The sequence below is a fragment of the Peribacillus simplex genome (genome assembly GCF_001542915.1).
Taxonomy (GTDB): Bacteria; Bacillota; Bacilli; order Bacillales; family DSM-1321; genus Peribacillus; species Peribacillus simplex_B.
Genome location: NZ_LNNH01000012.1, coordinates 338,102 through 363,312, shown reverse-complemented (window position 1 = coordinate 363,312; position 25,211 = coordinate 338,102). Strand labels below are relative to the sequence as shown.

20 protein-coding genes are annotated in these 25,211 nt (G+C 45.0%); 14 read left to right on the top strand and 6 right to left on the bottom strand.

The window, feature by feature from the left end; genetic code table 11:
• Positions 1–35 precede the first annotated feature (35 nt).
• The 4 genes from AS888_RS06855 to AS888_RS06835 form a co-directional block, all read right to left on the bottom strand.
• Positions 36–1,517, bottom strand: coding sequence for an alpha-amylase (locus AS888_RS06855; protein ID WP_061141417.1), 1,482 nt, complete (start codon positions 1,515–1,517; stop codon positions 36–38).
• 779 nt (positions 1,518–2,296) lie between these two features.
• Positions 2,297–4,006: a CotH kinase family protein gene (locus AS888_RS06845; protein WP_061141415.1), complete on the bottom strand. Its 1,710-nt coding sequence runs from the start codon at positions 4,004–4,006 to the stop codon at positions 2,297–2,299.
• A gap of 69 nt (positions 4,007–4,075) precedes the next feature.
• Positions 4,076–4,771, bottom strand: a complete 696-nt coding sequence (locus AS888_RS06840) for a DUF4956 domain-containing protein (RefSeq protein WP_061141819.1) — start codon at positions 4,769–4,771, stop codon at positions 4,076–4,078.
• Positions 4,772–4,809: 38 nt separating this feature from the next.
• On the bottom strand, positions 4,810–5,493 hold the full coding sequence (locus tag AS888_RS06835) for a polyphosphate polymerase domain-containing protein (protein ID WP_061141414.1): 684 nt from the start codon (positions 5,491–5,493) through the stop codon (positions 4,810–4,812).
• 258 nt (positions 5,494–5,751) lie between these two features.
• Between AS888_RS06835 and AS888_RS06830 the strand changes: the two genes are divergently transcribed.
• The 12 genes from AS888_RS06830 to rbsB all read left to right on the top strand — a co-directional run bounded on the left by AS888_RS06830 (position 5,752) and on the right by rbsB (position 20,041).
• Complete coding sequence (locus AS888_RS06830) at positions 5,752–7,104, top strand: aspartate aminotransferase family protein (protein WP_061141413.1); 1,353 nt, start codon at positions 5,752–5,754, stop codon at positions 7,102–7,104.
• Positions 7,105–7,108: 4 nt separating this feature from the next.
• Positions 7,109–8,617, top strand: a complete 1,509-nt coding sequence (locus AS888_RS06825) for a pyridoxal phosphate-dependent decarboxylase family protein (RefSeq protein WP_061141412.1) — start codon at positions 7,109–7,111, stop codon at positions 8,615–8,617.
• 2 nt (positions 8,618–8,619) lie between these two features.
• Complete coding sequence (locus AS888_RS06820; RefSeq protein WP_061141411.1) at positions 8,620–10,422, top strand: IucA/IucC family protein; 1,803 nt, start codon at positions 8,620–8,622, stop codon at positions 10,420–10,422.
• A complete protein-coding gene (locus tag AS888_RS06815; RefSeq protein WP_061141410.1) occupies positions 10,412–10,996 on the top strand; it encodes a GNAT family N-acetyltransferase in 585 nt (194 codons plus the stop codon). The genes AS888_RS06820 and AS888_RS06815 overlap by 11 nt, the downstream gene beginning before the upstream one ends.
• Positions 10,971–12,299, top strand: a complete 1,329-nt coding sequence (locus tag AS888_RS06810) for a lysine N(6)-hydroxylase/L-ornithine N(5)-oxygenase family protein (protein ID WP_061141409.1) — start codon at positions 10,971–10,973, stop codon at positions 12,297–12,299. Before AS888_RS06815 ends, AS888_RS06810 begins: the two co-directional genes overlap by 26 nt.
• A gap of 23 nt (positions 12,300–12,322) precedes the next feature.
• On the top strand, positions 12,323–14,140 hold the full coding sequence (locus tag AS888_RS06805; protein ID WP_061141408.1) for an IucA/IucC family protein: 1,818 nt from the start codon (positions 12,323–12,325) through the stop codon (positions 14,138–14,140).
• Between the two features lie 262 nt (positions 14,141–14,402).
• Complete coding sequence (locus AS888_RS06800; RefSeq protein WP_061141407.1) at positions 14,403–15,389, top strand: LacI family DNA-binding transcriptional regulator; 987 nt, start codon at positions 14,403–14,405, stop codon at positions 15,387–15,389.
• Positions 15,386–16,270: a ribokinase gene (rbsK, locus tag AS888_RS06795; protein WP_061141406.1), complete on the top strand. Its 885-nt coding sequence runs from the start codon at positions 15,386–15,388 to the stop codon at positions 16,268–16,270. Before AS888_RS06800 ends, rbsK begins: the two co-directional genes overlap by 4 nt.
• Positions 16,267–16,659 carry a D-ribose pyranase gene (rbsD, locus tag AS888_RS06790; RefSeq protein ID WP_061141405.1) on the top strand — a complete coding sequence of 131 codons (393 nt, stop codon included), beginning with the start codon at positions 16,267–16,269 and terminating at the stop codon, positions 16,657–16,659. Before rbsK ends, rbsD begins: the two co-directional genes overlap by 4 nt.
• Positions 16,660–16,677: 18 nt before the next feature.
• The gene (locus AS888_RS06785; protein WP_061141404.1) at positions 16,678–18,159 is read left to right on the top strand and encodes a sugar ABC transporter ATP-binding protein; all 1,482 of its coding nucleotides are present in this window, start codon (positions 16,678–16,680) and stop codon (positions 18,157–18,159) included.
• 1 nt (position 18,160) lies between these two features.
• Positions 18,161–19,105, top strand: a complete 945-nt coding sequence (locus tag AS888_RS06780; RefSeq protein WP_061141403.1) for an ABC transporter permease — start codon at positions 18,161–18,163, stop codon at positions 19,103–19,105.
• A 15-nt stretch (positions 19,106–19,120) separates the two neighbouring features.
• Positions 19,121–20,041 (top strand): ribose ABC transporter substrate-binding protein RbsB, encoded by a 921-nt coding sequence (rbsB, locus tag AS888_RS06775; protein ID WP_061141402.1) that lies wholly within the window; start codon positions 19,121–19,123, stop codon positions 20,039–20,041.
• Between the two features lie 254 nt (positions 20,042–20,295).
• Here rbsB and gdhA read toward each other — a convergent pair whose 3' ends face one another.
• A complete protein-coding gene (gene gdhA / locus AS888_RS06770) occupies positions 20,296–21,678 on the bottom strand; it encodes an NADP-specific glutamate dehydrogenase (protein WP_061141401.1) in 1,383 nt (460 codons plus the stop codon).
• 443 nt (positions 21,679–22,121) lie between these two features.
• Between gdhA and AS888_RS06765 the strand changes: the two genes are divergently transcribed.
• Together AS888_RS06765 and AS888_RS06760 are read left to right on the top strand one after the other, a co-directional pair.
• The gene (locus AS888_RS06765) at positions 22,122–23,114 is read left to right on the top strand and encodes a PTS sugar transporter subunit IIC (RefSeq protein WP_061141818.1); all 993 of its coding nucleotides are present in this window, start codon (positions 22,122–22,124) and stop codon (positions 23,112–23,114) included.
• A gap of 105 nt (positions 23,115–23,219) precedes the next feature.
• Positions 23,220–24,419, top strand: coding sequence for a class I SAM-dependent rRNA methyltransferase (locus AS888_RS06760; protein ID WP_061141400.1), 1,200 nt, complete (start codon positions 23,220–23,222; stop codon positions 24,417–24,419).
• An 82-nt stretch (positions 24,420–24,501) separates the two neighbouring features.
• Here AS888_RS06760 and AS888_RS06755 read toward each other — a convergent pair whose 3' ends face one another.
• The gene (locus AS888_RS06755) at positions 24,502–25,173 is read right to left on the bottom strand and encodes a lysoplasmalogenase (protein WP_061141399.1); all 672 of its coding nucleotides are present in this window, start codon (positions 25,171–25,173) and stop codon (positions 24,502–24,504) included.
• Positions 25,174–25,211 lie beyond the last annotated feature (38 nt).

Sequence of the window (25,211 nt, the reverse complement as noted above, 5' to 3'; positions counted from 1 at the left end):
CGGGAAACGGCATGCTGTTCTTCGCTTTTGGAATATTAGTTTTCTTCCGCTTCAAGCGGTTTTTCATTCAGGGCCCATACGGATACGCTTTTTCCATGTACGGGAAAGGTCGCGTAGCCATCTTCTTCAATGGTGATGTGATCATCTCTGTGATAGGTTACATCAGTCCAGATTTCGCCTGCACGTTGCTCACCCACGAACATTCTTTTTTCACTGTTGTGGTCTGCGTTACAGACAACGATCGCACACCCCGAGCCTTCCAGCTCTTCAACCCCTAATCGAACCCAGCCTATCGTATTTGGATCATCAAAATAGTCCTTCTGTTCCCCATACGCTTTTTCATATCTGGCATATAAAAGGCGATCCAATATATCCTTTTTCCCGGGTACCGGCGAAGGACCGCCAATGCCGTAATAGTCGCCGTAAAAGACACAGGGGTAACCGCATTGCCTCAGCAGGATAAGAGCATATGCAGACGGTTTGAACCAATCCTTTACCCACGATTCCAGCGATTCATGAGGCTGGGAGTCATGGTTGTCGACAAAAGTGACGGCCTGTTCCGGATTGGTTTTGACGAGGGTATCATCAAAGATGGTTGAGAGGTCGAAGTCGGTTCCTGCATTTGAGGCCTCATGAAATTTATAATGCAGGGAAACATCGAACAAATTGAGGTCATGATTGGTTTGCTCCAAGTAGTTTTGACAGGATTTCACATCGGCTTTCCAAAACTCCCCGACCATGAAAAAATGTTCTTTCGTATAAGGAAGGAGTTCCTGTAAAAAATCATTAATGAATTCATAATCAATATGCTTCACGGCGTCCAAGCGGAAGCCATCACACTTCAATGTATCAACCATCCACTTTCCCCAAGTAATCATTTCCTGGCGAACTTCGGGCTGGCTGTAATCGATGTTCGCGAACATTAGATAATCGTAATTGCCGAATTCATCAATGACGTGCTGGTTCCAGTGTTTGTTTTCCCCAGTGATCCGATAGACGCCCATTTTGTCGTTTTTAGCATCATAGTCAGTTCCATTGAAATGCGTATGGTTCCACTTGAAATCAGAGTATTGATTATTACGGCCTGGGAAATCGAATGTCGTCCAGCCTTCAATTTCAAATGGCTCTGAGATGTCTTCCATACGGTTGTCTGGATTGACCTCGATGACTTCAAATTTTTCGGTTCCGTCGGCTCCGGCTTTGTGATTCATGACTAAGTCGATATATACGCACAGACCGTAGTCATGACAGGTGGTTATGGCTTGATGCAATTCTTCTTTTGTACCGTATTTGGTACGAATGGTGCCTTTTTGGTCAAATTCCCCTAGATCGTACCCGTCGTATATTCCATAACCGTTGTCACCAATGGACTGCCCTTTAGTAACAGGCGGGAGCCAAACACAGTCAATACCTGTATCTTTCAATTTGGAGGCCGCTAATTTCAATCTGTCCCAATGAGAACCATCTGCTTCAAGATGCCACTCGAAAAATTGCATCATTGTATGATTTCTTTTCATCCATTTCCCCCCTGACACCGACGCGTTTTGGCAAACTTGTTACTGAACGATCGGATAAACTAATAATGGAAATCTTTACCCTCTATATTCAAATGGTAAACAAGTAGAAAATGCTCTGGAGGTTGATTTGTCTTTCTATTTTACTATTTTATACCAATTAAGGGTATTTTATATTAGTTGGCAGCTAAAAAATAATTCAATGTTGAGGAATAACTGGGGAAAGAAATAATTTTCGGATGTTTAAGAGGGAGGACATAGAACGTTCCTGAACTCTGTCTTAAGGCGAAGAAAGAATCCTAATTATTCATAGTTATGGAGGATTCGAATGTTTCGTTTCACTGCAGGTACTCCCTTTCCACTCTACTTTGGGATAAGGTGAAAATGAAATCCTGATTTCCCATCGTTTGGAGGAACCGGACGTCGAACGTTGCATTGCACTCCGGGCACTCGCTTTCCGCGGGCGGTCGTGGAGCCTCCTCGGGCTTTACGCCAACGGTGTCTCCCCTAGACCGCAGTTGCCGCAGGAGTGTCGCCCCCTCCGTTTCATTCCACATGTCGTGATAACGAAAAGAGAATCAGAAGGGTCAGCTGCTGTGCATCTTGGGATTTATGCTGTTTGTGCAGTGTTTTTTTCCTTGGTAATAGATCAAGAAATTCATAGAAAAAAGAGGGCGTCTCCTTGACGACTTTGGTATCAAGTTTAGTAGATTCTATTTTCAATAAAAATGAGGCATCCCGAATATTTCGGGATGCCTTGTTCATGTTGGAGGGGGTGGTCCTCATCCGGTTTTGCCCCTTCGTTTAAAGAAGTGGGCGAAAGCGATTGCGCCCAATAATAAAATCAGGAGCACGAGGGATAGAATGATCGTATCTTTGGAGGAGCTGCTGTTTCCTGGCTCCTTTTGGCCCATCTTCCCAGTTATATCAGGGGGTGAGCCATTCCCGCCGCGATCGATGTCAGGGGGGTGCATGGCAGGCATTTCCCCGCCGCCGGCCATGTTTGGTGGTTGCTGGCCTCCATTTGCGTCAGCGCCCATATTAGGCGCTCTGCCGTCCGTGCCGCTTTCCGTCTCACCTTCGACAATCAGGTCTCCGGATAGCTGCGCCAAGATCGATCCAGCACGTTGAACGGCGAAGTCAACAAGGGTTTCCTCACCGGATGTTGCTTCTAAAAACTCATTCATTGTATAAAACTTGGTTGGATCTCTTTTCACATATGGTGTGATCAACGTTGAGATTTCAGAGGTCATTGCTGTCATTTTTTCTTCAGAGAAAAAATCTGTGGCAATGTCGTTTAGATAATCATCATATTTTTCACGGTATTCGTCGTTAGAAAGCAGGGCATTCAACAAAGGGCGATCTTCAAGGGCCGTGCCTGAAACGGGCTCGGTGATGCTGAAGTTGATGTTACTTTCATTCATGAAATTGGAGCTCATATCCATCATCCCGCCACCGTTCATATTCGGTGCTTCCTCGGGAAGCTTCATGTCATCCTGCTCAGCATTATCGTTCTTAGCAGTCGCTTCATCTTCATTTTTTCGAGCGGTGCCTTCTGCCTGCCTCCCGCCGCCTCCGGAATAACCGCCAAATGACATATTATAGTCCCACGGCAATATCGAAAAGACTCCGTTCTCTTCATATAGGTAATAATTGTGCTTTTTATCTCCTTGATAGTGATCAAGGTTGACAAGGGCAGTGTTGGCTGCGAAGTAGCGCAGCATTTCATCGACATCCAATACTTCCTCGATATTGCCTCCATTATTGATGGCATCGAGCATGTGGATCATGGCGGATTGGTCCGAATGATCGTTTGTTTTCAAATTCAATCCTGTGTAGTCATCAATGTCTTCGCTGATCCATTTTAAATCGCTTCCCGTACCATCAGGATAATAGAGATCGCCTGTAGCATCAGCGAAGTTGGTATTTAGAAAGGTTTCCTCTATAGCTTCCACACCTAAGTAAAGGCCCCATTCCTTTCCGTTGATGGTCACGTACATATAGGAGTGCCCTGGTGTCGCTATGCCCATCTTTTCCATTAATTCATAGGAAAGATATTCTCTCATAAAAGTAGGATCACTGTAATTATTGTTCAGTGCCAACTTTTTCAGCCCGTGTAAATCTTGATCGTCCTGATAATAATCAAAGTCTATCTTCCAGCTGTAACGTTCGGAATCGTCCATTTGAACAACGGAATTCAAGGAAAGATTTCCCTTGGTGCGAAACCCCACATTTTTAACCGTCTCCCCATTTATCGTCACATCGGCGTTAACGATTTCTTTTTCAGAAGGGTTATCCAGGATGGAATCCAAATCATCATCAGCCAGTGTGATATCAACTTTCGTCACCTTACTTTGGTCAAATACCGATTTTGCATAGGTATTCCCTTTCGTTGCTTTTTCCACTTGAAGAAGGGGAACGAGGTACATCGCTGCTATAAAAATCATGATCAATGATCCAATTGCCGCTGCAACATATCTTGTTTTTAACATGCCTTGGCTCCTTCCTCCTGCCGTCCACTATAGAGGGGTGGGCATGGTTCCTTGTGTCCGCCATCTGTCTTAAGCTGTGAAGTTGCCATCATAACTCAACATGATGGCAGAATGGACGCTGGTCATGTCCTTTACTTGATTGATGAATTCTGCATTATTATCTTTTAATCGAATCTCATATGTCACTTCGAGGTTATTATCGGCCATGATCGATTTCGATTTGACGGAATGCTTTTTCACCTTGCTGGATATCATTTCTTCCAACGTTTTTTCAATGGATGCATCTGAATATTTAACGATTAATAAAAAGGGATTTTCAACGGTGATTCGATTGGCAAATACGAGCATGACGATCCCTATTAAAATGGCACCGATAATAACGAGCGGAATTAATCCCGCCCCGCATAAGATCCCAGAGGCCGCTGCCCAGAATAGGAAGACCAGGTCCATGGGATCTTTGATGGGCGTTCTGAATCGTACGATGGAGAGCGCGCCGACCATCCCCAGGGAGATTACGATATTCGTTGATATGCCCATGATGATCAAGGCCGTGGCCATTGTCATGATGATGAGGGATATATTGAAATTGTGCGAGTACATCACACCGGAAAAAGTCTTCTTATAAATGACGTAAATGAACAATCCGATGGCAAATGCCAACAGCAATCCAATCAGGGAGTCAATGATCGAAAAGCTCTCGGTCTTGTCCAAAAAACTTGATTTGAAAATATCATTAAACGTGGTGCTCGTTGTCGTCGTATCCATTTGTGATTCCTCCAATAGAATGTTTTTGTTTGCTGCCATCAGCCGTATCTTCTGCTTAGTTGATATTTTGAAAAAGCCGTTTTTCTAGTATCGATGATGGATAACGATTGTTTGATGATATCCGGAAGAAATTCGTCATACTTTATTTCCAGGATGACGACATCCGGATCGAGGGCATCGACTACGATTAATTCGGGATTCAGGAAGTCCGTATCGCGATAACTCGTTTTTACATGACTGTCAAAGGTGACCCGGACATTTCCGTACTCATAAATGAATACCTCCCTTTCATAGTCAACGACGGTTGTCGGCTTGATTTGGAAGAGCGTCATTTGCACGTATAAGTCCTTGAGGATATCCCTTGAATCCTCGGACATCCAATTTATATCTCCTGAACGGATCCGTTCGTATTCAGCGGCAGAAAGCCTGCACTTTTGTTTATAGGTAAGGTTATTCCGCTTACTCTTTTTTTCCAGATTGATGAAATCGGTATTATGATCATAAAGCCTGGCCCTGAACTTATCCCTATGATAAAACCCTTCCGTTTTTTGCCGGAGGATTTTATTGTCGAAGTTATCGAAATAGACACTTCGAATTAAATACTTCCCATCGAGTCCGTGGGGATCAAGCTTCATGAAGTTTTGCAGGACATTCCTTAATAAATGGCAATCCGCTTTGGTGATTGCATGTTTGAGTTCCCGCCTTCCTTGTAAACCATTCATTGCCGTTCCTCCTTTTACATGATGATTGTCAGCGTTCAGCTTATAAACTCAACCTTAATAAAACCTTAAGAGCCTGTTCATGTTTAATAACGCATGGAGAAATCGTCCCAGTATTACCCTGTTCTTAATTTTATTGGAATATTATAGAAGGAAAATGGTAGATTTAGCTTATTGAGAATAATAATCATTGTCAGTAAAATGATGATTGTGTCATTGAAAATGATAATTATTATCAATTAATATACTAGGAGGCTCATTATGGCAACTATCACACCCACTAAAAATGATCAATTGCTGGAACAGCAAAATACAAGGGAGTCAAACGCTCGTTCATATCCTAGAAGATTACCCATGGCCATCGAAAAAGCGGAAGGTATTTACCTTACAGACATGGATGGGAAAACATATATAGATTTTCTTGCCGGAGCCGGAACATTAGCGCTTGGACACAATCACCCGGCTGTCCTTGAAGAAATGGAAAAAGTACTTAAAAATAAAAGTCCTTTGCACACTTTGGACTTTACTACACCGATAAAAGAGCAGTTCGTTGATGAAATTTTTGAATGGCTGCCAGAAGAATTCCGAAAAAATGCAAAAATCCAATTTTGCGGCCCCACTGGCGGGGATGCCATAGAAGCTGCACTTAAATTAGTTAAAACCGCTACAGGCAACAGCGGCATTTTATCATTCCAAGGTGCATATCACGGGGCAACGCACGCAACGATGTCAATTAGCGGAAATACAAAACCGAAGGAAAAGGTTCAAGGATTGATGCCAGATGTACAATTCCTGCCATATCCTTATCAATATCGCTGTCCTTTTGGCATTGGGGGCGAGGATAGTCATAAAATCAGCAGCCAATATATCGAAAACCTGCTGAATGATCCCGAATCCGGATTATTGGCTCCTGCGGGAATGATTTTAGAGGCCGTGCAAGGAGAGGGCGGCTCCATACCTGCGCCGATCCCTTGGCTTAAGGAAATCAGAAGAATAACAAAAGAGAAGGGCATCCCGCTGATCATTGACGAAGTTCAATCAGGCATAGGTCGCACAGGCAAAATGTTCGCCTTTGAACATGCAGGAATCATTCCGGATGTTCTTGTCCTATCGAAAGCAATCGGTGGCAGCCTGCCATTATCTGTCGTGATTTATCATAAAGATTTGGATGTTTGGACTCCAGGTGCACATATCGGCACATTCCGCGGGAACCAATTGGCAATGGCAGCAGGCACTGCAAGTTTAAAGTACATGAAACAAACCAACCTTATTGAACATGCAGCAAAAATGGGTGAACTGTTACAGGATATCCTCAAAGATTTGCAAAAGGATATACCGCAGATTGGCGATGTTAGAGGTCGCGGCCTAATGGTTGGCGTTGAGATGGTCGATCATCAAAAAGAGCAAAATCAAAATGGGAGTTACCCAGCCCATTCGGAGCTTGCAAGCGCGATACAACAGGAGTGCTTCGAAAGAGGTTTGATTCTGGAAGTCGGAGGCAGACATGGAAGCGTAGTGAGATTCCTGCCGCCATTAATCGTAACGGAAGCCCAGCTTCGCGAAGCTACTGAAATTTTTGAACAAGCTGTTCGTGCAGCAGTAGCAAGGGGCTGAAGCAATGATTGAAACCTTAAAGAAAGCTGACTTTGCCTATGCTCCATTTTTCCTGAATAACGAGGAAGGGATCCATAACTATACACGGTCTCTCAAAATCATAGAAAACACGTTAGCCGACTTCTTAAAGGGGAACGATTCCCCCTATTCCGGCAAAAAACCGCATGAATTGGAAGCAAGGTTAAATGAACTGTCCATTGCATCCATAAAAGGGGAGACCCTTGAGTCGGTTGCGGCCGAGCTAGCTGAATTTGTGATCAATGACAGCATGAATGTACACAGCCCGACCTGTATCGGGCATTTGCATTGCCCGACGTTAATACCAGCCGTGGCGGCCGAGATGATCATCAGTACGTTGAATCAATCGATGGATTCATGGGATCAAAGCTCGACTGCAACCTTTGTTGAAGAGCGACTAATCAAATGGTTGTGCAATCAGGCAGGATTACCGGAAAAAGCGGACGGTGTGTTTACCAGCGGCGGTACACAATCCAATTATATGGGCCTGCTGCTGGCCAGGGATGCGTATTGTAAGCGTGTCTGGGATGTCGATGTCCAACAACATGGACTGCCGGCCGATTCGAAAAAACTAAGGATTTTATGCTCGGAGGCCGCCCATTTTACGGTTCGTAAATCGGCGGCACAACTGGGGCTTGGTGAACAGGCGGTTATTACGATTAAAACGGATGCCAATCACCGTTTATCCATCGATGAAATGAACCAACAGCTGAAGCTCTTGAAGGAGCAGGATTTACTTCCATTTGCCATCGTTGCTACTTGTGGGACAACGGATTTCGGTTCGATCGATCCAATGGCTGATTTGGCTGAAATTGCGAGGGCGAACGGAATTTGGCTGCATATAGATGCCGCATATGGCGGTGCAATGATGTTGAGTCGCAATTTCAGAGAATCGGTAAAGGGAATGGAATCGGCGGATTCCATTACAGTCGATTTTCATAAACTATTCTATCAACCAATAAGCTGTGGTGCTTTCCTTGTTTCAGATCGTGACCACTTTCAATATATCCAGCATCATGCCGATTACTTGAATCCCGAGGAAGATGAAGAAGAAGGAATGGTCCACTTAGTCAATAAATCGATCCAAACAACGAGGAGATTCGATGCGCTGAAACTTTGGATGTCATTAAAGGTTGTTGGACTTGATACGTTTGCTGAAATGATCGACTATACATGTCATCTTGCAGGAGACGCAGCGGCAATGATCGATAAAGAGGACGGATTCCGTGTTTTGAACAGCCATCCTGAATTGAATGCAGTCGTATTCCGTTATGATCCAGAGGGAGTAAGTGCTCAGTTGGCAGATCAGTTAAATAAGCAGATCCAGCAGGAATTATTGAATAGCGGTCGCGCATTTTTAGCAAAAACCCGTTTCGAGGGCCAGGTTTATTTAAAAATGACCCTACTGAATCCGATGACAAGGCTTGAGCATATAGAAGACATACTAGGTGAGATTCGCGTACTAGGTGAAATGTTCAATATGATGGAGGAATGAAGATGAATAGTAAGCAAATAGCCCAAAGGGCGACGATGCAAAGCTTTCTGAATTGTTATTTCAGGGAAACCGGGAATGGCAGATTGGAAGAATCGAAGAACTATCCTGAATTGGAGGGAACGGTTCCCGATTCTTTAATCGTTTGCAATCTTACATCCCAAGATATTGCCTTGCTTGTTCCCATTAAGTATTGGTCGGAAACGGGGCGCCATATTTTCGCCTTCCCGGCCTATTACCGAACATCATCCAAACAGGTACACGAATTGGACTACGTGACAATGGTTTCCGCGATATCCAAAGAATTATTGACTGAACAGGGAAGGACGGATAGCGAAGATGAGCTGATGCTGCGCGTCATCCTCAGCAGCCAAAATATTCAGCGCTATGTCGAAGCCCGGTTTGAAGACCATGACGCCCTTCAAAGCTGTGATTTTACATATATTGAGGCAGAACAGTCGCTTTTATTCGGTCATCTGCTCCATCCTACTCCAAAAAGTAAGCAAGGCATTTCAGAACGGGATGAAACGATCTATTCACCTGAATTAAAAGGCGAGTTCCAGCTGCATTACTTTTTGGCCGATCCCGCGATCGTCATCCAGGACTCCAGCGAAGCCCTGTCTGCAAGTGAAATCATAAAAAGTGAATTAATGGCAGACGTGGAAATTCCTGAAGAATTCCGTGACAAGTATTGCCATGAAGATAGCCAATCTATCATTATACCGGCACATCCGCTTCAGGCAGAGCATCTTGTCGAAAAAGATGAGGTCAGGCGATTAATCGAGTCGGGTCAGCTTATCCATGCAGGTCCGCTTGGGAAAAAGTTTACCGCAACTTCTTCATTCAGGACGGTCTATAGTGCCTCATCCCGGTATATGTATAAGTTTTCAGTGCCGGTCAAGATCACGAATTCATTACGAGCGAATCTGCAAAAAGAATTGGATCGCGGTGTGGAAATAGCTAGACTGATGGATTCGAAATTGGGCGGTGATCTCAAACAACACCATCCGGCCTTCCGTGTCATAAAGGACCCTGCGTACTTAACGATTAAAACAGAAGAACATGACTCAGGCTTCGATGTAGATATAAGAGAAAATCCTTTCTTTGAAGACGATAAACAAACCAGTCTGATTGCCGGCCTTTGCCAGGATAATGCCTTTGGAGCACCTTCCAGGCTCTCAGCCATCATCCATAAATTGGCCATAGATGAAAACCGGCCGACAGAAGAGGTGAGCATCGATTGGTTCACTAGTTATCTGTCCATGACCGTAAAACCAATGCTTTGGTTATTTGAAAAATATGGAATCGTCCTGGAGGCCCATCAGCAAAATTCCATCATCCAGCTTCAAAACGGGTACCCTTCCACATTCCATTACCGTGATAACCAAGGATATTATTATTGCCAATCCAAGGTGGACCGCTTGTTTAGCATCCTTCCCGAGCTTAGCAAAAAAAGCTTCACCATATGTTCCGATGAAGTTGCTGAAGAAAGACTGCAATACTATTTTTTCTTCAATCATTTATTGGGATTGATCAATAATTTCGGTACAGAGGGATTGGCATCCGAAAAGGAACTATTGCAAATCGTTCAGGAACAATTGGAATCGATCAACGCAATGAGCGATGATGAAGGGCTGAATCGAGTTGTTTCCAGGCTGCTCCAAGAAAGAAAACTGCCTTGTAAAGCGAATTTACTGACACGTTTTCATGACTTGGACGAGCTTGTAGGCTCACTTGAGACACAATCCGTCTATACGATCATCGATAATCCATTTGCGCAAGGGGTCTTGGCTGTCAATGAAAAATAGTTATGAAGAAATGTTGAAAGACCATAAACAATTACTATCATTTGTCAAAGTTGAATTTGATCGGGATATCGATATGTTGCATGGTTGGATGCACGAAGAACATGTGATACCCTATTGGAATTTGAATTTCACTAAGGAAAAATTTGCGCTCCATTTACAAAAGGCATTGGCTGATTCACATCAAACACTCTATTTAGGCTGCCTCGATGAAACACCAATGAGCTATTGGGAGTCGTATTGGGTAAAAGGCGATATCATTGAAGACTATTATGAGGCCGAGGAGGGTGACCAGGGAATTCATTTGCTCATTGGCAATCCTGGATACCTCGGAAAAGGACTGGCTTTGCCATTTTTACGGTCGATGGTGAAATACCAACTCCTCACTTCCCATACCAAAAAGGTGATGGCCGAACCGGATATTAGAAATGAAAAGATGATTCATCTGTTTGAAAAATGCGGGTTCACACCAATGAAAGAAATTGAACTTCCAGATAAGACCGGTTTGCTTATGGCTTGCACGCGTGAGAACTTCGAAAGGAAGTGGAAATATGGAGAAGCAACGATTTACCTATGATGTGATCGGGATCGGGATCGGTCCTTTCAATCTTGGGCTAGCCGCCCTATTGGAGAAAACTCCAGAACTGAATGCTCTCTTTTTTGAAAGGAAGCAGGAGTTTAATTGGCATGAAGGGATGCTGCTTGAGGGGACGACGCTGCAAGTCCCGTTCTTCGCTGATCTGGTCAGCATGGCGGATGTGACAAGTAAATATAGCTACTTGAATTATTTACAGCAGCATGACAGGCTTTATCATTTCTACTTTCTTGAAAAGTTCCTGATCCCGCGGAAAGAATATAACGACTATTGTCGCTGGACTGCCAATCAGCTCGATACCTGCTGCTTTGGAAAAACGGTGGAATCGATAGAGTATAGAAACGATCAAAAAGAGCCCGTTTACCGTATACACGTAAGGGATGAACAAACCCGGCAGGTAGAGGTGTTTCATAGCCGTCATGTGGTACTGGGTATCGGAAGTGCCCCGGCGGTGCCTGCTGCATTTAGTCCATTCATAGGAGAAAGCATCTTGCATTCTGCCGATTATTTGCGGAATAAGGAAAGGATCCTGAATAAAAAATCGATAACGGTGGTCGGTTCGGGCCAGAGTGCAGCCGAGGTGTTCGAGGATCTGTTGAATGAGCAAGAGAATCATGGGTACCAGCTGAACTGGTATACAAGGTCAAAAGGGTTTTTCCCAATGGAATATTCAAAACTAGGTTTGGAATACTTCACGCCGGATTATCTCGATTTCTTTTATCGTCTGCCCCAGGAGAAGAAGGATGAAATCCTGCCGAAGCAGGACCTCTTGTATAAGGGGATCAGTGCGACGACGATTGCATCGATCTTCGACAAAATATATGAGAAATCGATTGGAAATGCCGAACTTGCCATTGAACTTAGGGCCATGACGGAAGTGTCAGCATTAAAACCTTCCGATCGTGGATGGACATTGAAATGTCATCAATGGGTCGAAGAAAGCGATTTTAATGTGGATACTGAGGCGATCGTATTCGGAACAGGGTATAAATCAACCGTCCCGACCTTTCTTGAAGGAATGGAAGACCTTCTTGTCCGAGATGAGCTTGGCCGTCTGGACATAACCAAGGACTACCGGATTGGTACGACTGTCCCGACTTCCAATCACCTTTTCATTCAAAACGGAGAGATACATACGCATGGTGTAGGTACACCGGACTTAGGGCTGGGGGCTTTCAGGAATTCGATTATCATTAACCGAATAGCGGGCAGGGACGTATATCCAGCTGAACCAAGAGGAGCTTTTCAATCATTCCGTGTAAAAACGCCGGTCACGGCCCATTAAATAGAGTGAAGGGGAGTCAGTGTATGCAATTCATAAATGAAGTGGAAAAGGCGGCTACGAAAAAAAATTGGTCGATCGTAAACCGAAACCTGCTCGCCAAAATGATTTCCGAATATATGTATGAGGATATGATCCATCCAGTTCTCTTGATCGAAGATGCAGCAGGAAACTTATATGAGCTGAAAATAAATGAAGATCTATCGTATCGATTTTTAGCGAGGCCGCGCCTATTCGATAGCTATGAAGTCCAGGCTGATTCGATTTCAGTCTATGAAACCGCAACTGGAGAAGCTACACAAGCGGATGATGCGATTCAATTCATTTTGGATCTTCAGCCGCTAATTGGAATGACGGCAGAAACAACCGGCCATTTGATTAAAGAATTCAATCATACATTGCTGGCCGACCTGCAATTGCTAGCCAAACCAGGACAAAGCGCTGATGAGTTGGTCGAGCTGGACTATGCATGGCTTGAGGGAGAAATGAGCGGGCACCCTTGGATCGCTTATAATAAGGGGAGAATTGGATTCGGTTATGATGATTATTTGAAGTTTGCTCCGGAAAACCAGGAGAAAATCCAGCTATCATGGATTGCCGTCCATAAAACAAGAGCCGCTTTCAATTCAATCAAAACCTTGGACTACAAACAATTGATGGAAAATGAACTGGATATGGAAACCCGAAAGGATTTTTCCGATAGATTGGCAGAGAAGGGCTTAGAAGAGAAAGACTATTATTACCTGCCGATTCATGAATGGCAATGGAAGAATGTCATCATCCAGAATTTCACCGATGATTTGGCCAAGGGGCTGATCGTGGCATTAGGTAATGGCCCTGATGAGTATCTGCCGCAGCAGTCGATTCGGACCTTCGTTAATCTGTCCAATAAGAATAAGCACCACGTCAAGCTGCCAATGAGCATATTGAATACGCTCGTCTATCGCGGATTGCCAGCAGAACGTACGGTCATTGCACCAAAGATCACGGAGTATATTAAGAATATTTACGACAATGATCGTTATTTAAAAGAAGAATGCAAAGTGGTGCTTCCCGGTGAAATCGCCAGTCTGAATGTCGATCATCCCTATTTCTCCAGGTTGAAAAATGTACCCTATCAATATTTAGAGATGCTGGGCGGCATTTGGCGGGAAAGCATTTACAGTTATATGGAGGAAGGCGAGAAGCCGATTACGTTAGCGTCGCTCCTGCATGTGGACCAAGAAGGCAAGCCGTATGTGGAAAGTCTGATCGAAAAATCAGGGGTAACCGCTGCAGAATGGACGGACCAACTATTCGAAGTCATCCTTTCTCCGTTATTGCATTTCATTTATCAATATGGTGTCGTTTTTTCGCCACATGGCCAAAATACGATTTTAGTATTGAAGGATTACAAGCCGCATAGGCTGGCAATCAAGGATTTTGTCGATGACGTCAATATAAGTGATCAGCCGCTTCCTGAATTGAGCGAACTTCCTGATGATCTAAAAAAGGTTTTAAGGTGCGAGCCGCCTGAAGGACTTGTTCAATTCATTTTCACGGGACTCTTCATTTGTCACTTCCGTTATTTGTCCACGCTCCTGATGAAAAGGAAATTATTGAATGAGAATCGCTTCTGGGAAGGCGTCACGAAAGCGATCCTTGCACATCAGCAAAAGTTCCCGCAGCTGCAGGACCGTTTCGACCTATTCAATTTCTTCGCCCCGAAATTAACAAAGCTCTGTTTAAACAGGAACAGGATGCTTCAATATGGATACAGTGATGGTGAAGATCGACCGCACGCATCAGAGTACGGATATGTCAATAATGCTCTGTACGAAAAGCTACCTGCCAAATCCATTTAATTGTTGCTAAGCTGGCTCAATTTCATTGAGCCAGCATTTTATTTTGTTATTTTTCGGCAGAGGGTGATAGTCTTGTTCTGCTTATTGATAGAAGAAGAATCGTTCAAACATGACGTGCCTGATGATCACCATCTTTTGAGTTAGTCCTGCGATATGGTTCCGATTACCTAAAAAATATCTTAACAATAAAGCTTGCCGTGCAGATAGATTGGTGATAAGCTATTTGTGTAAACGGTTACAGAAAATTATTGAGGTGGATATAGTGGCAACTATTCGGGAGGTTGCAAAGGAAGCAGGCGTTTCCGTGGCAACGGTTTCTAGAGTCATGAATGGCAGCGGGTACGCACATGAAGACACAAAGAAGGTCGTCATGGCGGCTGTTGAAAAGCTGAATTATAAACCGAATGAAGTGGCAAGGTCCCTCTATAACCGTAAATCCAAATTGGTGGGCTTGATCTTACCGGACATTACGAATCCTTTCTTCCCGGAAATGGCAAGGGGTGTCGAGGATTACTTGCAGCAATTTGGCTATCGGCTGATATTCGGAAATAGCGATGAGAAGAGAGATAAGGAAATAGAATATATCGACACCTTTCTACAGAATAATGTAGTGGGCATCATTGCTTCGACAAGCGAAGAAGCCAATGAAAATTTTGACAATCTGGAAATTCCAGTCGTCCTTCTCGATCGGACGGCAGAGAACTTGCCAGCCGTTTATTCCGACCAAAAGACGGGCGGCAGGTTGGCAGCACGGGTATTGCTCGATAGGGGCAGTACAAATATCGTCCTGATCAGGGGACCCGTGGAAATAAAGCCTGTATATGAACGGTACACGGCTGCAATGGAGGAATTGACACAGGCGAAAGTGAATGTACAGGTCATGGACTCGTCCCTCACTCTACAAGGAGGACAAGTATGTGTGCGGCAGCTATTCGAGCAATATCCAGAAACGGATGGAATCATCGCTTGTAATGATATTGTCGCAGCTGCGGCCCTTCAGGAAATCTTGAAACGGGGAATCCGGATTCCGGAGGAGATTCAATTGATCGGCTATGATGATATCGCCTTCACGGCCTTATTGCACCCGCCGTTATCGACCATTCGCCAGCCTGCCTATGAGATGGGGGCGCAAGCTGCGGAAATGTTGATTAGGAAAATCAATCAGGAAAAAATAGAAGAAACACATAAGAAGCTGCCTGTTTCTTTTGTGGAAAGACAAACAACGAGAAGAAAGGTGGAAAAGCCGTGATCAAATTGGCAGTAGTGGGAAGTTCATCGATGGATCTGGTGGTGACATCAGCAAAGCGTCCAAAAGCAGGGGAAACGGTTTTAGGAGAATCCTTTATCACGGTCCCGGGTGGAAAGGGAGCGAATCAGGCAGTGGCAGCAGCCCGCCTTGGTGCGGAAGTATCGATGATTGGATGTGTAGGAGATGATTTTTATGGGGAAATCATTTTAGAAAACCTGAAAAAGAATGGTGTAAATACGGAGTATGTGGAACCGGTTACAGGTTCTGCCTCAGGTACGGCACATATCATCCTTTCGGAAGGCGATAACAGCATTATTGTCGTGAAAGGGGCAAATGATTTCATTACTCCCGATTATGTCCAAAAGGCGCAAAAAGCCATCGAGGAAGCGGACATCGTCATGGTCCAGCAGGAAATACCCGAGGAAACGGTCGAATACCTGGCTGAGCTGTGCAAAAAGCTCCAAAAAAGACTGCTATTGAACCCCGCTCCCGCCCGCAAGCTAAGTGAGGATGTGATTCAACAGGCAGCATTCCTGACGCCTAATGAACATGAGTTCGAAATACTTTTCAATGGGAGAGATCGAGCGGAAGTCCTGACGGAGCATCCCAATAAATTATTCATTACGGAAGGAAAAAATGGTGTCCGATATTTTGACGGCCATGAAGAAAGGGTCGTTCCTAGCTTTGTAGTGGAAGCGGTGGATACGACAGGTGCAGGCGATACATTCAATGCTGCCTTTGCGGTGGCCGTTGCAGAAGGCAAAAGCTATGATGAATGTTTGATTTTCGCCAACCGGGCAGCGTCCATTTCCGTGACGAAGTTGGGGGCCCAAGGCGGCATGCCGGTTAGGGCGGAAGTCGAAAGGGGCCTTGAAGCATGAAGAGGCAAGGAATCATCAATAGTTCGATAGCCAAGGTCCTTGCCGACCTTGGTCATACGGATTATATAGTTGTAGGTGACGCCGGTCTGCCGGTGCCGCCGGGAGTCATCAAGATAGACTTAGCCTTGACGCCTGGAACCCCATCGTTCCAAGCTGTCGTGCGTGCCGTTCACGAAGATATGGTCATTGAAAAGGTCATCGCCGCCACTGAGGTGATAGAGAAAAATCCAGGCCAGCATCAATATATGGTGCAGCAGTTCGGCGAAGCGATCGAATATGTTTCACACGAAGATTTCAAGAAGCTGTCAAGTAAAGCGAAAGCCGTCATTCGGACGGGGGAGACGACGCCGTATTCGAATTGCATTCTGCAGTCTGGAGTATTCTTTTAAAGAAAGAGGTGAAGAGCCATGCAAATCGAAATGAACGACATATATAAGGCATTCGGTCAAAACAAGGTATTGGAGGGCGTTCATTTTTCGTTGGAGGCTGGAGAGGTACACGCGCTCATGGGGGAAAATGGAGCAGGGAAATCAACCTTGATGAACATTTTGACTGGTCTTCATAAGCAGGATCAAGGAACGATCGTGATTAACGGCAATGAAACCTCATTCAAGGATTCCAAGGAAGCAGAAGAAGCGGGGATGGCCTTTATCCGTCAGGAATTGAATATTTGGCCGGAAATGACCGTGCTGGAGAACTTATTTATCGGCAAGGAACTGGTAAATAAGTTAGGCGTCCTAAAGACGAAACAAATGAAAGCGCGTGCAAAAGAAGTTTTTAAAACACTTAATATTTCCCTTCCCTTCGATAAGGAAGCCGGCCTTTGTTCCGTAGGTGAACAGCAAATGATCGAAATTGCCAAGGCGCTGATGACGGAGGCCGAAGTCATCATCATGGATGAACCGACCGCTGCGTTAACCGATAGGGAAATCGAAAAGCTATTTGAAGTGATGAAGGGCTTAACCCAAAAGGGTGTATCACTTGTTTATATCTCGCATCGGATGGAAGAAATATTCGCCATTTGTGACCGGATCACCGTTATGCGTGATGGTAAAACCGTCGATACGAAAAGAATCGTCGATACGAATTTCGATGAAGTCGTACAAAAAATGGTCGGACGGGAGCTGGAGGATCGGTTCCCCCATCGTGATGCAAAGCTTGGCGAGGTAGTCCTTGATGTAAAAGGATTGACGAAAAAAGGGATGTTTGAAAATATCAATTTCGCAGTCCGGCAAGGCGAGATAGTAGGTGTAGCCGGATTGATGGGAGCAGGCAGAACGGAAATCATGCGCGCCCTTTTCGGTGTCGACCAAATAGATCGCGGGGAGATTACCGTTGAGGGCAAGAGGGTTTCCATTCGAAAACCGACGGATGCAGTGCGGCACGGTTTGGCTTTCATTACGGAAAACCGTAAAGAAGAGGGGCTGATCCTCGACTTTTCAGTAAGGGAAAATATCGGTTTGCCGAATTTGAAGAGCTTTGCACCAAGCGGACTCGTAAAAACGGACGATGAGAGAAATTTTGCAGATATGATGATCAAACGGCTTCACGTGAAGACTTCCTCTGCGGAAACGATCATCGGCAACCTATCCGGGGGCAATCAGCAAAAAGTGGTCATCGCGAAATGGATCGGCACCTCCCCGAAGGTTTTAATTATGGATGAGCCTACGAGGGGGATCGATGTTGGCGCAAAACGTGAAATTTATGAATTGATGAATGAACTGACGGAGCGGGGAATCGCCATCATCATGGTTTCGTCTGAGCTTCCGGAAATCGTGGGGATGAGTGATAGGATCCTTGTAGTGCACGAAGGTGCAATTGCTGGAGAATTATTAAAGCAGGAAGCGACACAAGAAAAAATCATGGCATTGGCGACAGGGGGGAACTAGGATGAAACTTGAGGCTACAGGAAAAAGCGGGATCTGGCAAAAATTCGGGCCGTTACTCGCCTTGGTTCTATTATTTATCGTAATAACCGTATTAAATCCATCATTCATGGAACCGAACAATATTTTGAATCTATTGCGTCAAACCTCCATCAATGCACTTATTGCATTCGGGATGACCTTCATCATACTGACAGGCGGCATCGACTTGTCCGTCGGTTCGATTCTGGCACTGTCCAGCGCGCTTATGGCTGGCATGATGGTTTCGGGAATGGACCCGATCCTTGCCATATTGGTAGGTATATTACTTGGTGCAATTATGGGTGTAATCAATGGAATTCTCGTATCAAAAGGTAAAATGGCTCCTTTCATCGTTACATTGGCTACGATGACGATTTTCCGAGGCCTGACGCTCGTCTATACGGACGGGAAGCCGATCACGGGTATTGGTGACTCGGTCGCGTTCCAAATGCTTGGGAGAGGGTACTTCCTAGGCTTGCCGGTACCGGCGGTCGTGATGATCATCGCGTTTTTCATCCTATGGTTCCTGCTTCACAAAACATCATTTGGCCGCAAAACGTATGCCATTGGCGGAAATGAAAAGGCTTCCCGTATTTCCGGGATCAAAGTCGATCGCGTGAAGGTGGCCATATATGGGCTGGCAGGTACGATGGCAGCCATTGCCGGTGCGATCTTGACCTCGCGTCTGAATTCGGCACAGCCAACGGCGGGGCAATCCTATGAAATGGATGCCATCGCAGCCGTGGTGCTCGGCGGGACAAGCCTATCAGGCGGTAAAGGCCGATTGTTCGGCACGCTCGTGGGGGTCCTGATCATCGGTACCTTGAATAACGGAATGAATTTACTTGGTGTATCCTCTTTCTACCAGCAAGTGGTGAAAGGTGCAGTTATATTAATCGCGGTCTTACTTGACCGTAAAAAATCATAAGCAGGGGTGTAATTTATGAAAAAAATCGTATCGATCATCATGATCCTATCATTAATGGTCTTGGCTGCATGCTCAATGGATTCGGGTCTGAAAGATGATAAAAAAGAAAAGAAAGACTCTGTAAAAGGATTGAAGATCGGTGTCAGCATTTCAACTTTAAACAATCCTTTCTTCGTTTCATTAAAAGATGGGGTTGAAAAAGAGGCAAAAGAAAAAGGCATGAAAGTCACTGTTGTTGATGCCCAGGATGATACGGCTAAACAAATCAGCGGAATTGAGGATTTAATCCTGCAAAAGGTGGATGTCCTTCTTGTAAATCCAACAGACTCAGCGGCAATATCTTCAGCCGTTCAATCTGCAAATGAAGCTGGCATTCCTGTCATTACGATAGACCGCTCATCCGATGAAGGCGATATCGAAACATTCATCGCCTCCGATAATGTCGCTGGTGGGGAAATGGCCGCGGAATACCTAGTCAAGGAGCTTGGCGAAAAAGCAAAGGTAGTGGAGCTTGAAGGTGTATCAGGAGCGTCAGCAACTCGCGAACGCGGAAAAGGCTTCCATAATCTTGCGGACAAGCAATTGGATGTCGTGACAAGCCAGACGGCAGAATTCGACCGGACAAAAGGCCTTAACGTAATGGAAAATATCCTGCAAGGCAATAAAGATATCCAAGCGGTATTCGCTCATAATGATGAAATGGCATTAGGTGCCATTGAAGCGATCAAGGCAGCAGGCAAAGATATCATCGTGGTTGGCTTCGATGGCAATGATGATGCATTGAAGGCAGTCGAGAACGGTGAACTACAAGCGACAATTGCCCAGCAACCTGCCCTTATCGGCGAAGAGGCGGTTAATGCAGCGGAAAAGATCTTGAAAGGCGACAAAGTGGACGAGACCATTTCCGTACCGCTGAAATTAGTCACGAAAAAATAAAAAAACAAATTTTGAGAGTGCCGGAGCTAATCCGGCGCTCTATTTTTGAGAGGTTTTCTGCGTCTCGGAAACGCTGCATACGTGTCTTTCAGATGCCGCTGGGCCTACTAACGCTTAGTAATTTCATAAGGGCTATATGATGTGAATGTACATTCCTATGTGGGGAGAATGAGCGGGCGCGGTGAAAAGACGGACATTATATTGCAAAAGTAAAGCGGCCCATGTGCAGGACCGCTTCATGATTTAGCTTAAAGCTAGAGTACCCCTTGAGTAAGCATGGCATCCGCCACTTTAAGGAATCCAGCAATATTGGCACCAACAACCAAGTTACCAGGCTCACCGTATTCTTCTGCGGCTTCTATACTGTTTTTATAGATGTTTTTCATGATGCCGTGTAATTTTGTATCGACTTCTTCAAACGTCCAAGGCATCCTGGCACTGTTTTGAGCCATTTCAAGGGCAGACACAGCTACTCCGCCTGCATTTGCCGCTTTTGCAGGCCCAAAAAGAATGCCATTATTAAGGAATACATCAATTGCCTCAAGCGTTGAAGGCATGTTGGCACCTTCACCGACTGCTTTCACATTATTTTTGATCAATAGCTTTGCCGCTTCTTCATCAATTTCATTTTGTGTGGCACAAGGAAGGGCGATATCACAAGGTACGGACCAAATGCCGTAGCTGCCTTCATTGTATTCAGCTTCCGGATGTGCATGGACATACTCACTCAACCTTTTTCGGCCCACTTCTTTTAAATGTCTAATCGTATCAAGGTCCAGGCCATTTTCATCATAGATGTAGCCATTGGAATCACTGCAAGCAACAACCTTAGCTCCCAGTTGTGCAGCTTTTTCCATTGCATAAATGGAGACATTTCCAGATCCGGAAACGACAACCGTGCTGCCATGGAATTGTAAGCCTTTGTCCTTAAGCATCTCCTCGACGAAGTAAACCGTCCCATAACCAGTCGCTTCGGTACGGGCCAAGCTTCCGCCGTAGCTTAATCCTTTTCCGGTTAAAACTCCAGCATGGTAGCTGCCTTGCATCTTTTTATATTGACCAAAAAGATAACCGATTTCCCTGGCGCCGACCCCGATATCTCCAGCTGGTATGTCTGTGTCCGGCCCAATATAGCGACCGAGTTCCGACATGAAGCTTTGGCAAAAGCGCATGATTTCCGAATCTGATTTGCCTTTCGGATCGAAGTCCGACCCGCCTTTTCCTCCTCCAATCGGCTGGCCTGTAAGAGAGTTTTTAAAGATTTGCTCGAAACCAAGGAACTTTATGATACTTGAATTGACTGTGGGGTGGAAGCGCAGACCGCCTTTGAATGGACCGATTGCACTGTTGAATTGAACACGAAAACCACGATTGACTTGGACATTGCCTAGGTCATCGACCCAGGAAACGCGGAAGTTGATCATTCTTTCGGGTTCGACCAATCTTTGTAATATTCCATTTTTCATATATATGGGGTGTTTTGCAAATACGGGGACAAGTGAAAGGAATATTTCTTTGACCGCTTGATGGAATTCACTTTCATGTGGATTACGCTCCTTAACCTGTGCGTATACGTGCCTTACATATTCTTTTGCTGCCTGTAATTCTTCATGATCGACTGTTAGTGAAGTTGTCATTGATTTCGCTCTCCTTATCGGTAATTGGGACATCTGATAGTATAAATGAATGAATGAAACGATCTGCCTTTGGGTGATTCTTTCATGATATACCTAAAAATCGCAACGAACAATCTGAATATTAGATCGATTATTACCTGTTTTGATATGAAAGATGGAGCTTAAAGTGAAAAAATACACATAGAACATATACTAGAATAATACAAATCATGATATTACTTGGTTAAAACCCTACGAAAATCATACAATTGTAAGCGTTTTTATTTTATTAGTATATAAATACATCTTACATTGTCTGAAAATTCATGTTATTATACGGAAAGTAGCCAGTGAGTTGTGAATCATTGATCACAATTGATATTGTTGTTTTTATTTATAAGGTAAATTCAGATAAATGATAAGGAGTGAATATAGTGAGCAGGAAAGCATATATCAACGAGCGAATGTACAAAGCCTCAACAGGAATAGCTAACGCCGTATTGGTTACATTAGGGATCGGGTTATTGTTCGAATCGGTAGGCGGGTATTTAGGGTGGGAGGTCTTCCTTGCCATAGGCGGAGCCGCAAAGGTCTTGCTTGCGCCTGCGCTGGGGGCTGGCATCGCGTATCAGCTTGGCGGGAATTCGTTAATTATTTTTAGTGCCATGGCTTCTAGTGCCGTTGGCGGCGCTGCAATTCACAGAACGGCCGAGGGGGCGTTCACGATCGCTACGGGGCAGCCGTTAAGTGCCGTCCTGGCAGCAGTAGTGGCAACGTATGTAGGTAAGCGGCTAATCGGCAAAACAAAGTTGGATATCATGGCCATCCCATTGGGGGCGGTTCTAGTCGGCGGAGTGGCTGGATATGGCTTGGCTCTAGTCACGACGCCATTCCTAACATGGTTAAGCGGTCAAATTACCGCTGCCGTCGGTGGGTCGCCTTTAATCGGCTCCATGGTCATCGCTTTGGTATGGAGCATTTTATTGATGACCCCGGCGTCATCCGCGGCGCTTGCGATCGCCCTGCAATTAGATCCCGTTTCCAGTGCGGCAGCTTTAATCGGATGTACCGTACAGTTTGTCGGATTCACTGTCATGTCTTATAAAGATAATGATATGGGCGGGTTCCTGGCCCAGATGGTCGTTACGCCAAAAGTCCAGTTTCCTAATTTAATCAAAAAGCCATTATATGTCGTCCCGCCTTTCATTGCGGCAATCATTTGCGCCCCGATCGCTACCATGGCATTTGATTTTCAGGTGCCGTATGAGCTTGGAGGGATGGGGTTAAGCTCAATGATTGCCCCGATTGCCATCATTACCGGGCAAGGATTGTATACGTTCTTGGTTTATGTCGCAGTCGGCATGGTCTTGCCAGCCGTGATCACCCTTGTCCTGCATCGAGTATTGAAAATGATGGGTAAAGTGAAACCGGGCGACCTGCATTTAGAGGTATCATGAGCAAGGATTTTCGTGAAGCCAGCCCGTGTTACGGGCTGGTTTTTATTTATAAAGCGATTAGGGTAAAATGGAAAGGAAAGCATTTGCATAGATAGGATGATAAGGATGGGAAAAGAAATAGATATAAAAGTGAAAGCTAAGTTTGCAAGCAAAATCGGCAAGGGCTTTCCGTTGATCGCTAAAGAGTCGATCGCCAATCTCGATGACCTCCAGGAAGAGGGGTCTCTAGTACGTCTGGTCGATGAGAATAAGCGATTCCTGGCAAAGGGATATTACGGGAAACAAAATAAGGGCTACGGCTGGGTATTGACCAAAAGCGAAAATGAAAAAATCGACAAAACCTTCTTTAATGGAAAAATCGGCGCGGCCGTTGAATTCCGTAAACCGTATTATGACGATCCCGAGACGACCGCTTTCCGATTGTTTAATGGAGAGGGCGATGGAATTGGTGGTTTAATCATCGATCATTATGACGGTCACTATGTCATCAGCTGGTATAGCAAAGGGATTTATTCGTTTAAAGACACCATTATCAAGGCATTGCAGGATACGGTCGAGGTCAAATCGATTTATCAAAAGAAACGCTTTGATACGAAGGGGCAGTATGTCGATGAAGATGATTTCGTCATGGGTGAACAACCGGAATTTCCCCTTCTTGTTAAGGAAAATGGAGTCCAGTTCGCCGTTTATTTGAATGATGGCGCGATGGTCGGTGTCTTCCTCGATCAGCGCGATGTCAGACGGAAAATCCGCGATGAATACGCAAAAGGAAAAACGGTGCTGAATATGTTCTCCTACACGGGGGCATTTTCCGTGTTTGCCGCTTTGGGCGGTGCGATTAAAACAACAAGCGTCGATCTTGCGAATCGGAGTTTACCGAAGACGATCGAACAGTTCGGCGTGAACGGAATAGATCCTGAAACACAGAACATCGTGGTGATGGATGTATTCAAGTATTTTAAATATGCAGTGAAGAAAGAGTTGAAATTCGACTTGGTCATCCTCGATCCGCCGAGTTTTGCCAAATCGAAGAAGTTTACGTTCAGCGCTGGCAAAGACTATACGAATCTATTGAAGGACACCATTGCAATTACTGAAGACGACGGGTTCATCATCGCTTCGACTAATTGCAGCACGTTCGACATGAAAAAGTTCAAGAGCTTCATCGATGCAGCCTTCAGGGAATGTAACGGGAAGTATGAAATCGTCGAGCAATTCTCATTGCCGGCTGATTTCAAGACAAGTCGGGAATATAAGGAAGGCAACTATTTAAAAGTGGTCTTCATCAAGAAAATCATGGGTTGAAAAAAAGGGCAATCACCGCTCATTTAGAGCGGTGATTGCCTTTCTTCATTGTTTCATGTGGAACGGAATCAACATCATCCTGTCATGTGCTGGGCGTTTCATTTTTCAGTCCGTTCGCAAAACCGAAAGAAGGGTCTTTGCGAATGCTGGCAGCGATGAAAAACTGGGCGGCATAATAGGTAAGCATGATCAGTGGACCAGAGAAGGCAATGACGTCGATGAATTTGTTCCAAGCTAGGATGGAATCGGAAATCACAAACAGCATCCCGCCGATGATTGCAACGGCATTTCTGGTCATCATCGCCGTCCAGCCCATGAGCGAAATGACCGTCACATAACCGATTACAGGGATGATGAGGCCATTTTCACCCGTTTCTATCAAGGAAAGGATAATTTGCCGACAAATCACGGTCGAGTAAGCGGCAATCGGCAGAATCGTTGCGAATCGAAGCCAGGAAAAGTTCCATGATTTCAGGAAGGCCGCAATATAGAAAAGGTGGCCGATCAAGAAGGCGGAAAGGCCGATAAGAAACCAAATCAACAAGCCATCTCCAATCAGGCAAAAGAATAGTCCAAGGAGGATCGGAATTTGATATCGATTCCCTCGTCCTCCTTTTTTGCTCGCATAAAGCAAAATCAATAACATCGGAATCACTTTACAGCTGATTTTCAGAAGCAATGGCTCTTCAGGTATGACGAATATATAGGCTAGTCCCGTAATAAGGATCGCCGCAGGCAACCACTTCGTTAACATCGGAATCCCTCCTTTACAGTTACATTCTATGCATCGGC

Excerpts from the sequence above, each read along its gene's own strand:
- AS888_RS06855 (WP_061141417.1), bottom strand. The coding sequence starts at position 1,517 with ATGAAAAGAAATCATACAATGATGCAATTTTTCGAGTGGCATCTTGAA.
- AS888_RS06845 (WP_061141415.1), bottom strand. The coding sequence starts at position 4,006 with ATGTTAAAAACAAGATATGTTGCAGCGGCAATTGGATCATTGATCATG.
- AS888_RS06840 (WP_061141819.1), bottom strand. The coding sequence starts at position 4,771 with ATGGATACGACGACAACGAGCACCACGTTTAATGATATTTTCAAATCA.
- AS888_RS06835 (WP_061141414.1), bottom strand. The coding sequence starts at position 5,493 with ATGAATGGTTTACAAGGAAGGCGGGAACTCAAACATGCAATCACCAAA.
- AS888_RS06830 (WP_061141413.1), top strand. The coding sequence starts at position 5,752 with ATGGCAACTATCACACCCACTAAAAATGATCAATTGCTGGAACAGCAA.
- AS888_RS06825 (WP_061141412.1), top strand. The coding sequence starts at position 7,109 with ATGATTGAAACCTTAAAGAAAGCTGACTTTGCCTATGCTCCATTTTTC.
- AS888_RS06820 (WP_061141411.1), top strand. The coding sequence starts at position 8,620 with ATGAATAGTAAGCAAATAGCCCAAAGGGCGACGATGCAAAGCTTTCTG.
- AS888_RS06815 (WP_061141410.1), top strand. The coding sequence starts at position 10,412 with ATGAAAAATAGTTATGAAGAAATGTTGAAAGACCATAAACAATTACTA.
- AS888_RS06810 (WP_061141409.1), top strand. The coding sequence starts at position 10,971 with ATGGAGAAGCAACGATTTACCTATGATGTGATCGGGATCGGGATCGGT.
- AS888_RS06805 (WP_061141408.1), top strand. The coding sequence starts at position 12,323 with ATGCAATTCATAAATGAAGTGGAAAAGGCGGCTACGAAAAAAAATTGG.
- rbsD (WP_061141405.1), top strand. The coding sequence starts at position 16,267 with ATGAAGAGGCAAGGAATCATCAATAGTTCGATAGCCAAGGTCCTTGCC.
- AS888_RS06785 (WP_061141404.1), top strand. The coding sequence starts at position 16,678 with ATGCAAATCGAAATGAACGACATATATAAGGCATTCGGTCAAAACAAG.
- AS888_RS06780 (WP_061141403.1), top strand. The coding sequence starts at position 18,161 with ATGAAACTTGAGGCTACAGGAAAAAGCGGGATCTGGCAAAAATTCGGG.
- rbsB (WP_061141402.1), top strand. The coding sequence starts at position 19,121 with ATGAAAAAAATCGTATCGATCATCATGATCCTATCATTAATGGTCTTG.
- gdhA (WP_061141401.1), bottom strand. The coding sequence starts at position 21,678 with ATGACAACTTCACTAACAGTCGATCATGAAGAATTACAGGCAGCAAAA.
- AS888_RS06765 (WP_061141818.1), top strand. The coding sequence starts at position 22,122 with ATGTACAAAGCCTCAACAGGAATAGCTAACGCCGTATTGGTTACATTA.
- AS888_RS06760 (WP_061141400.1), top strand. The coding sequence starts at position 23,220 with ATGGGAAAAGAAATAGATATAAAAGTGAAAGCTAAGTTTGCAAGCAAA.
- AS888_RS06755 (WP_061141399.1), bottom strand. The coding sequence starts at position 25,173 with ATGTTAACGAAGTGGTTGCCTGCGGCGATCCTTATTACGGGACTAGCC.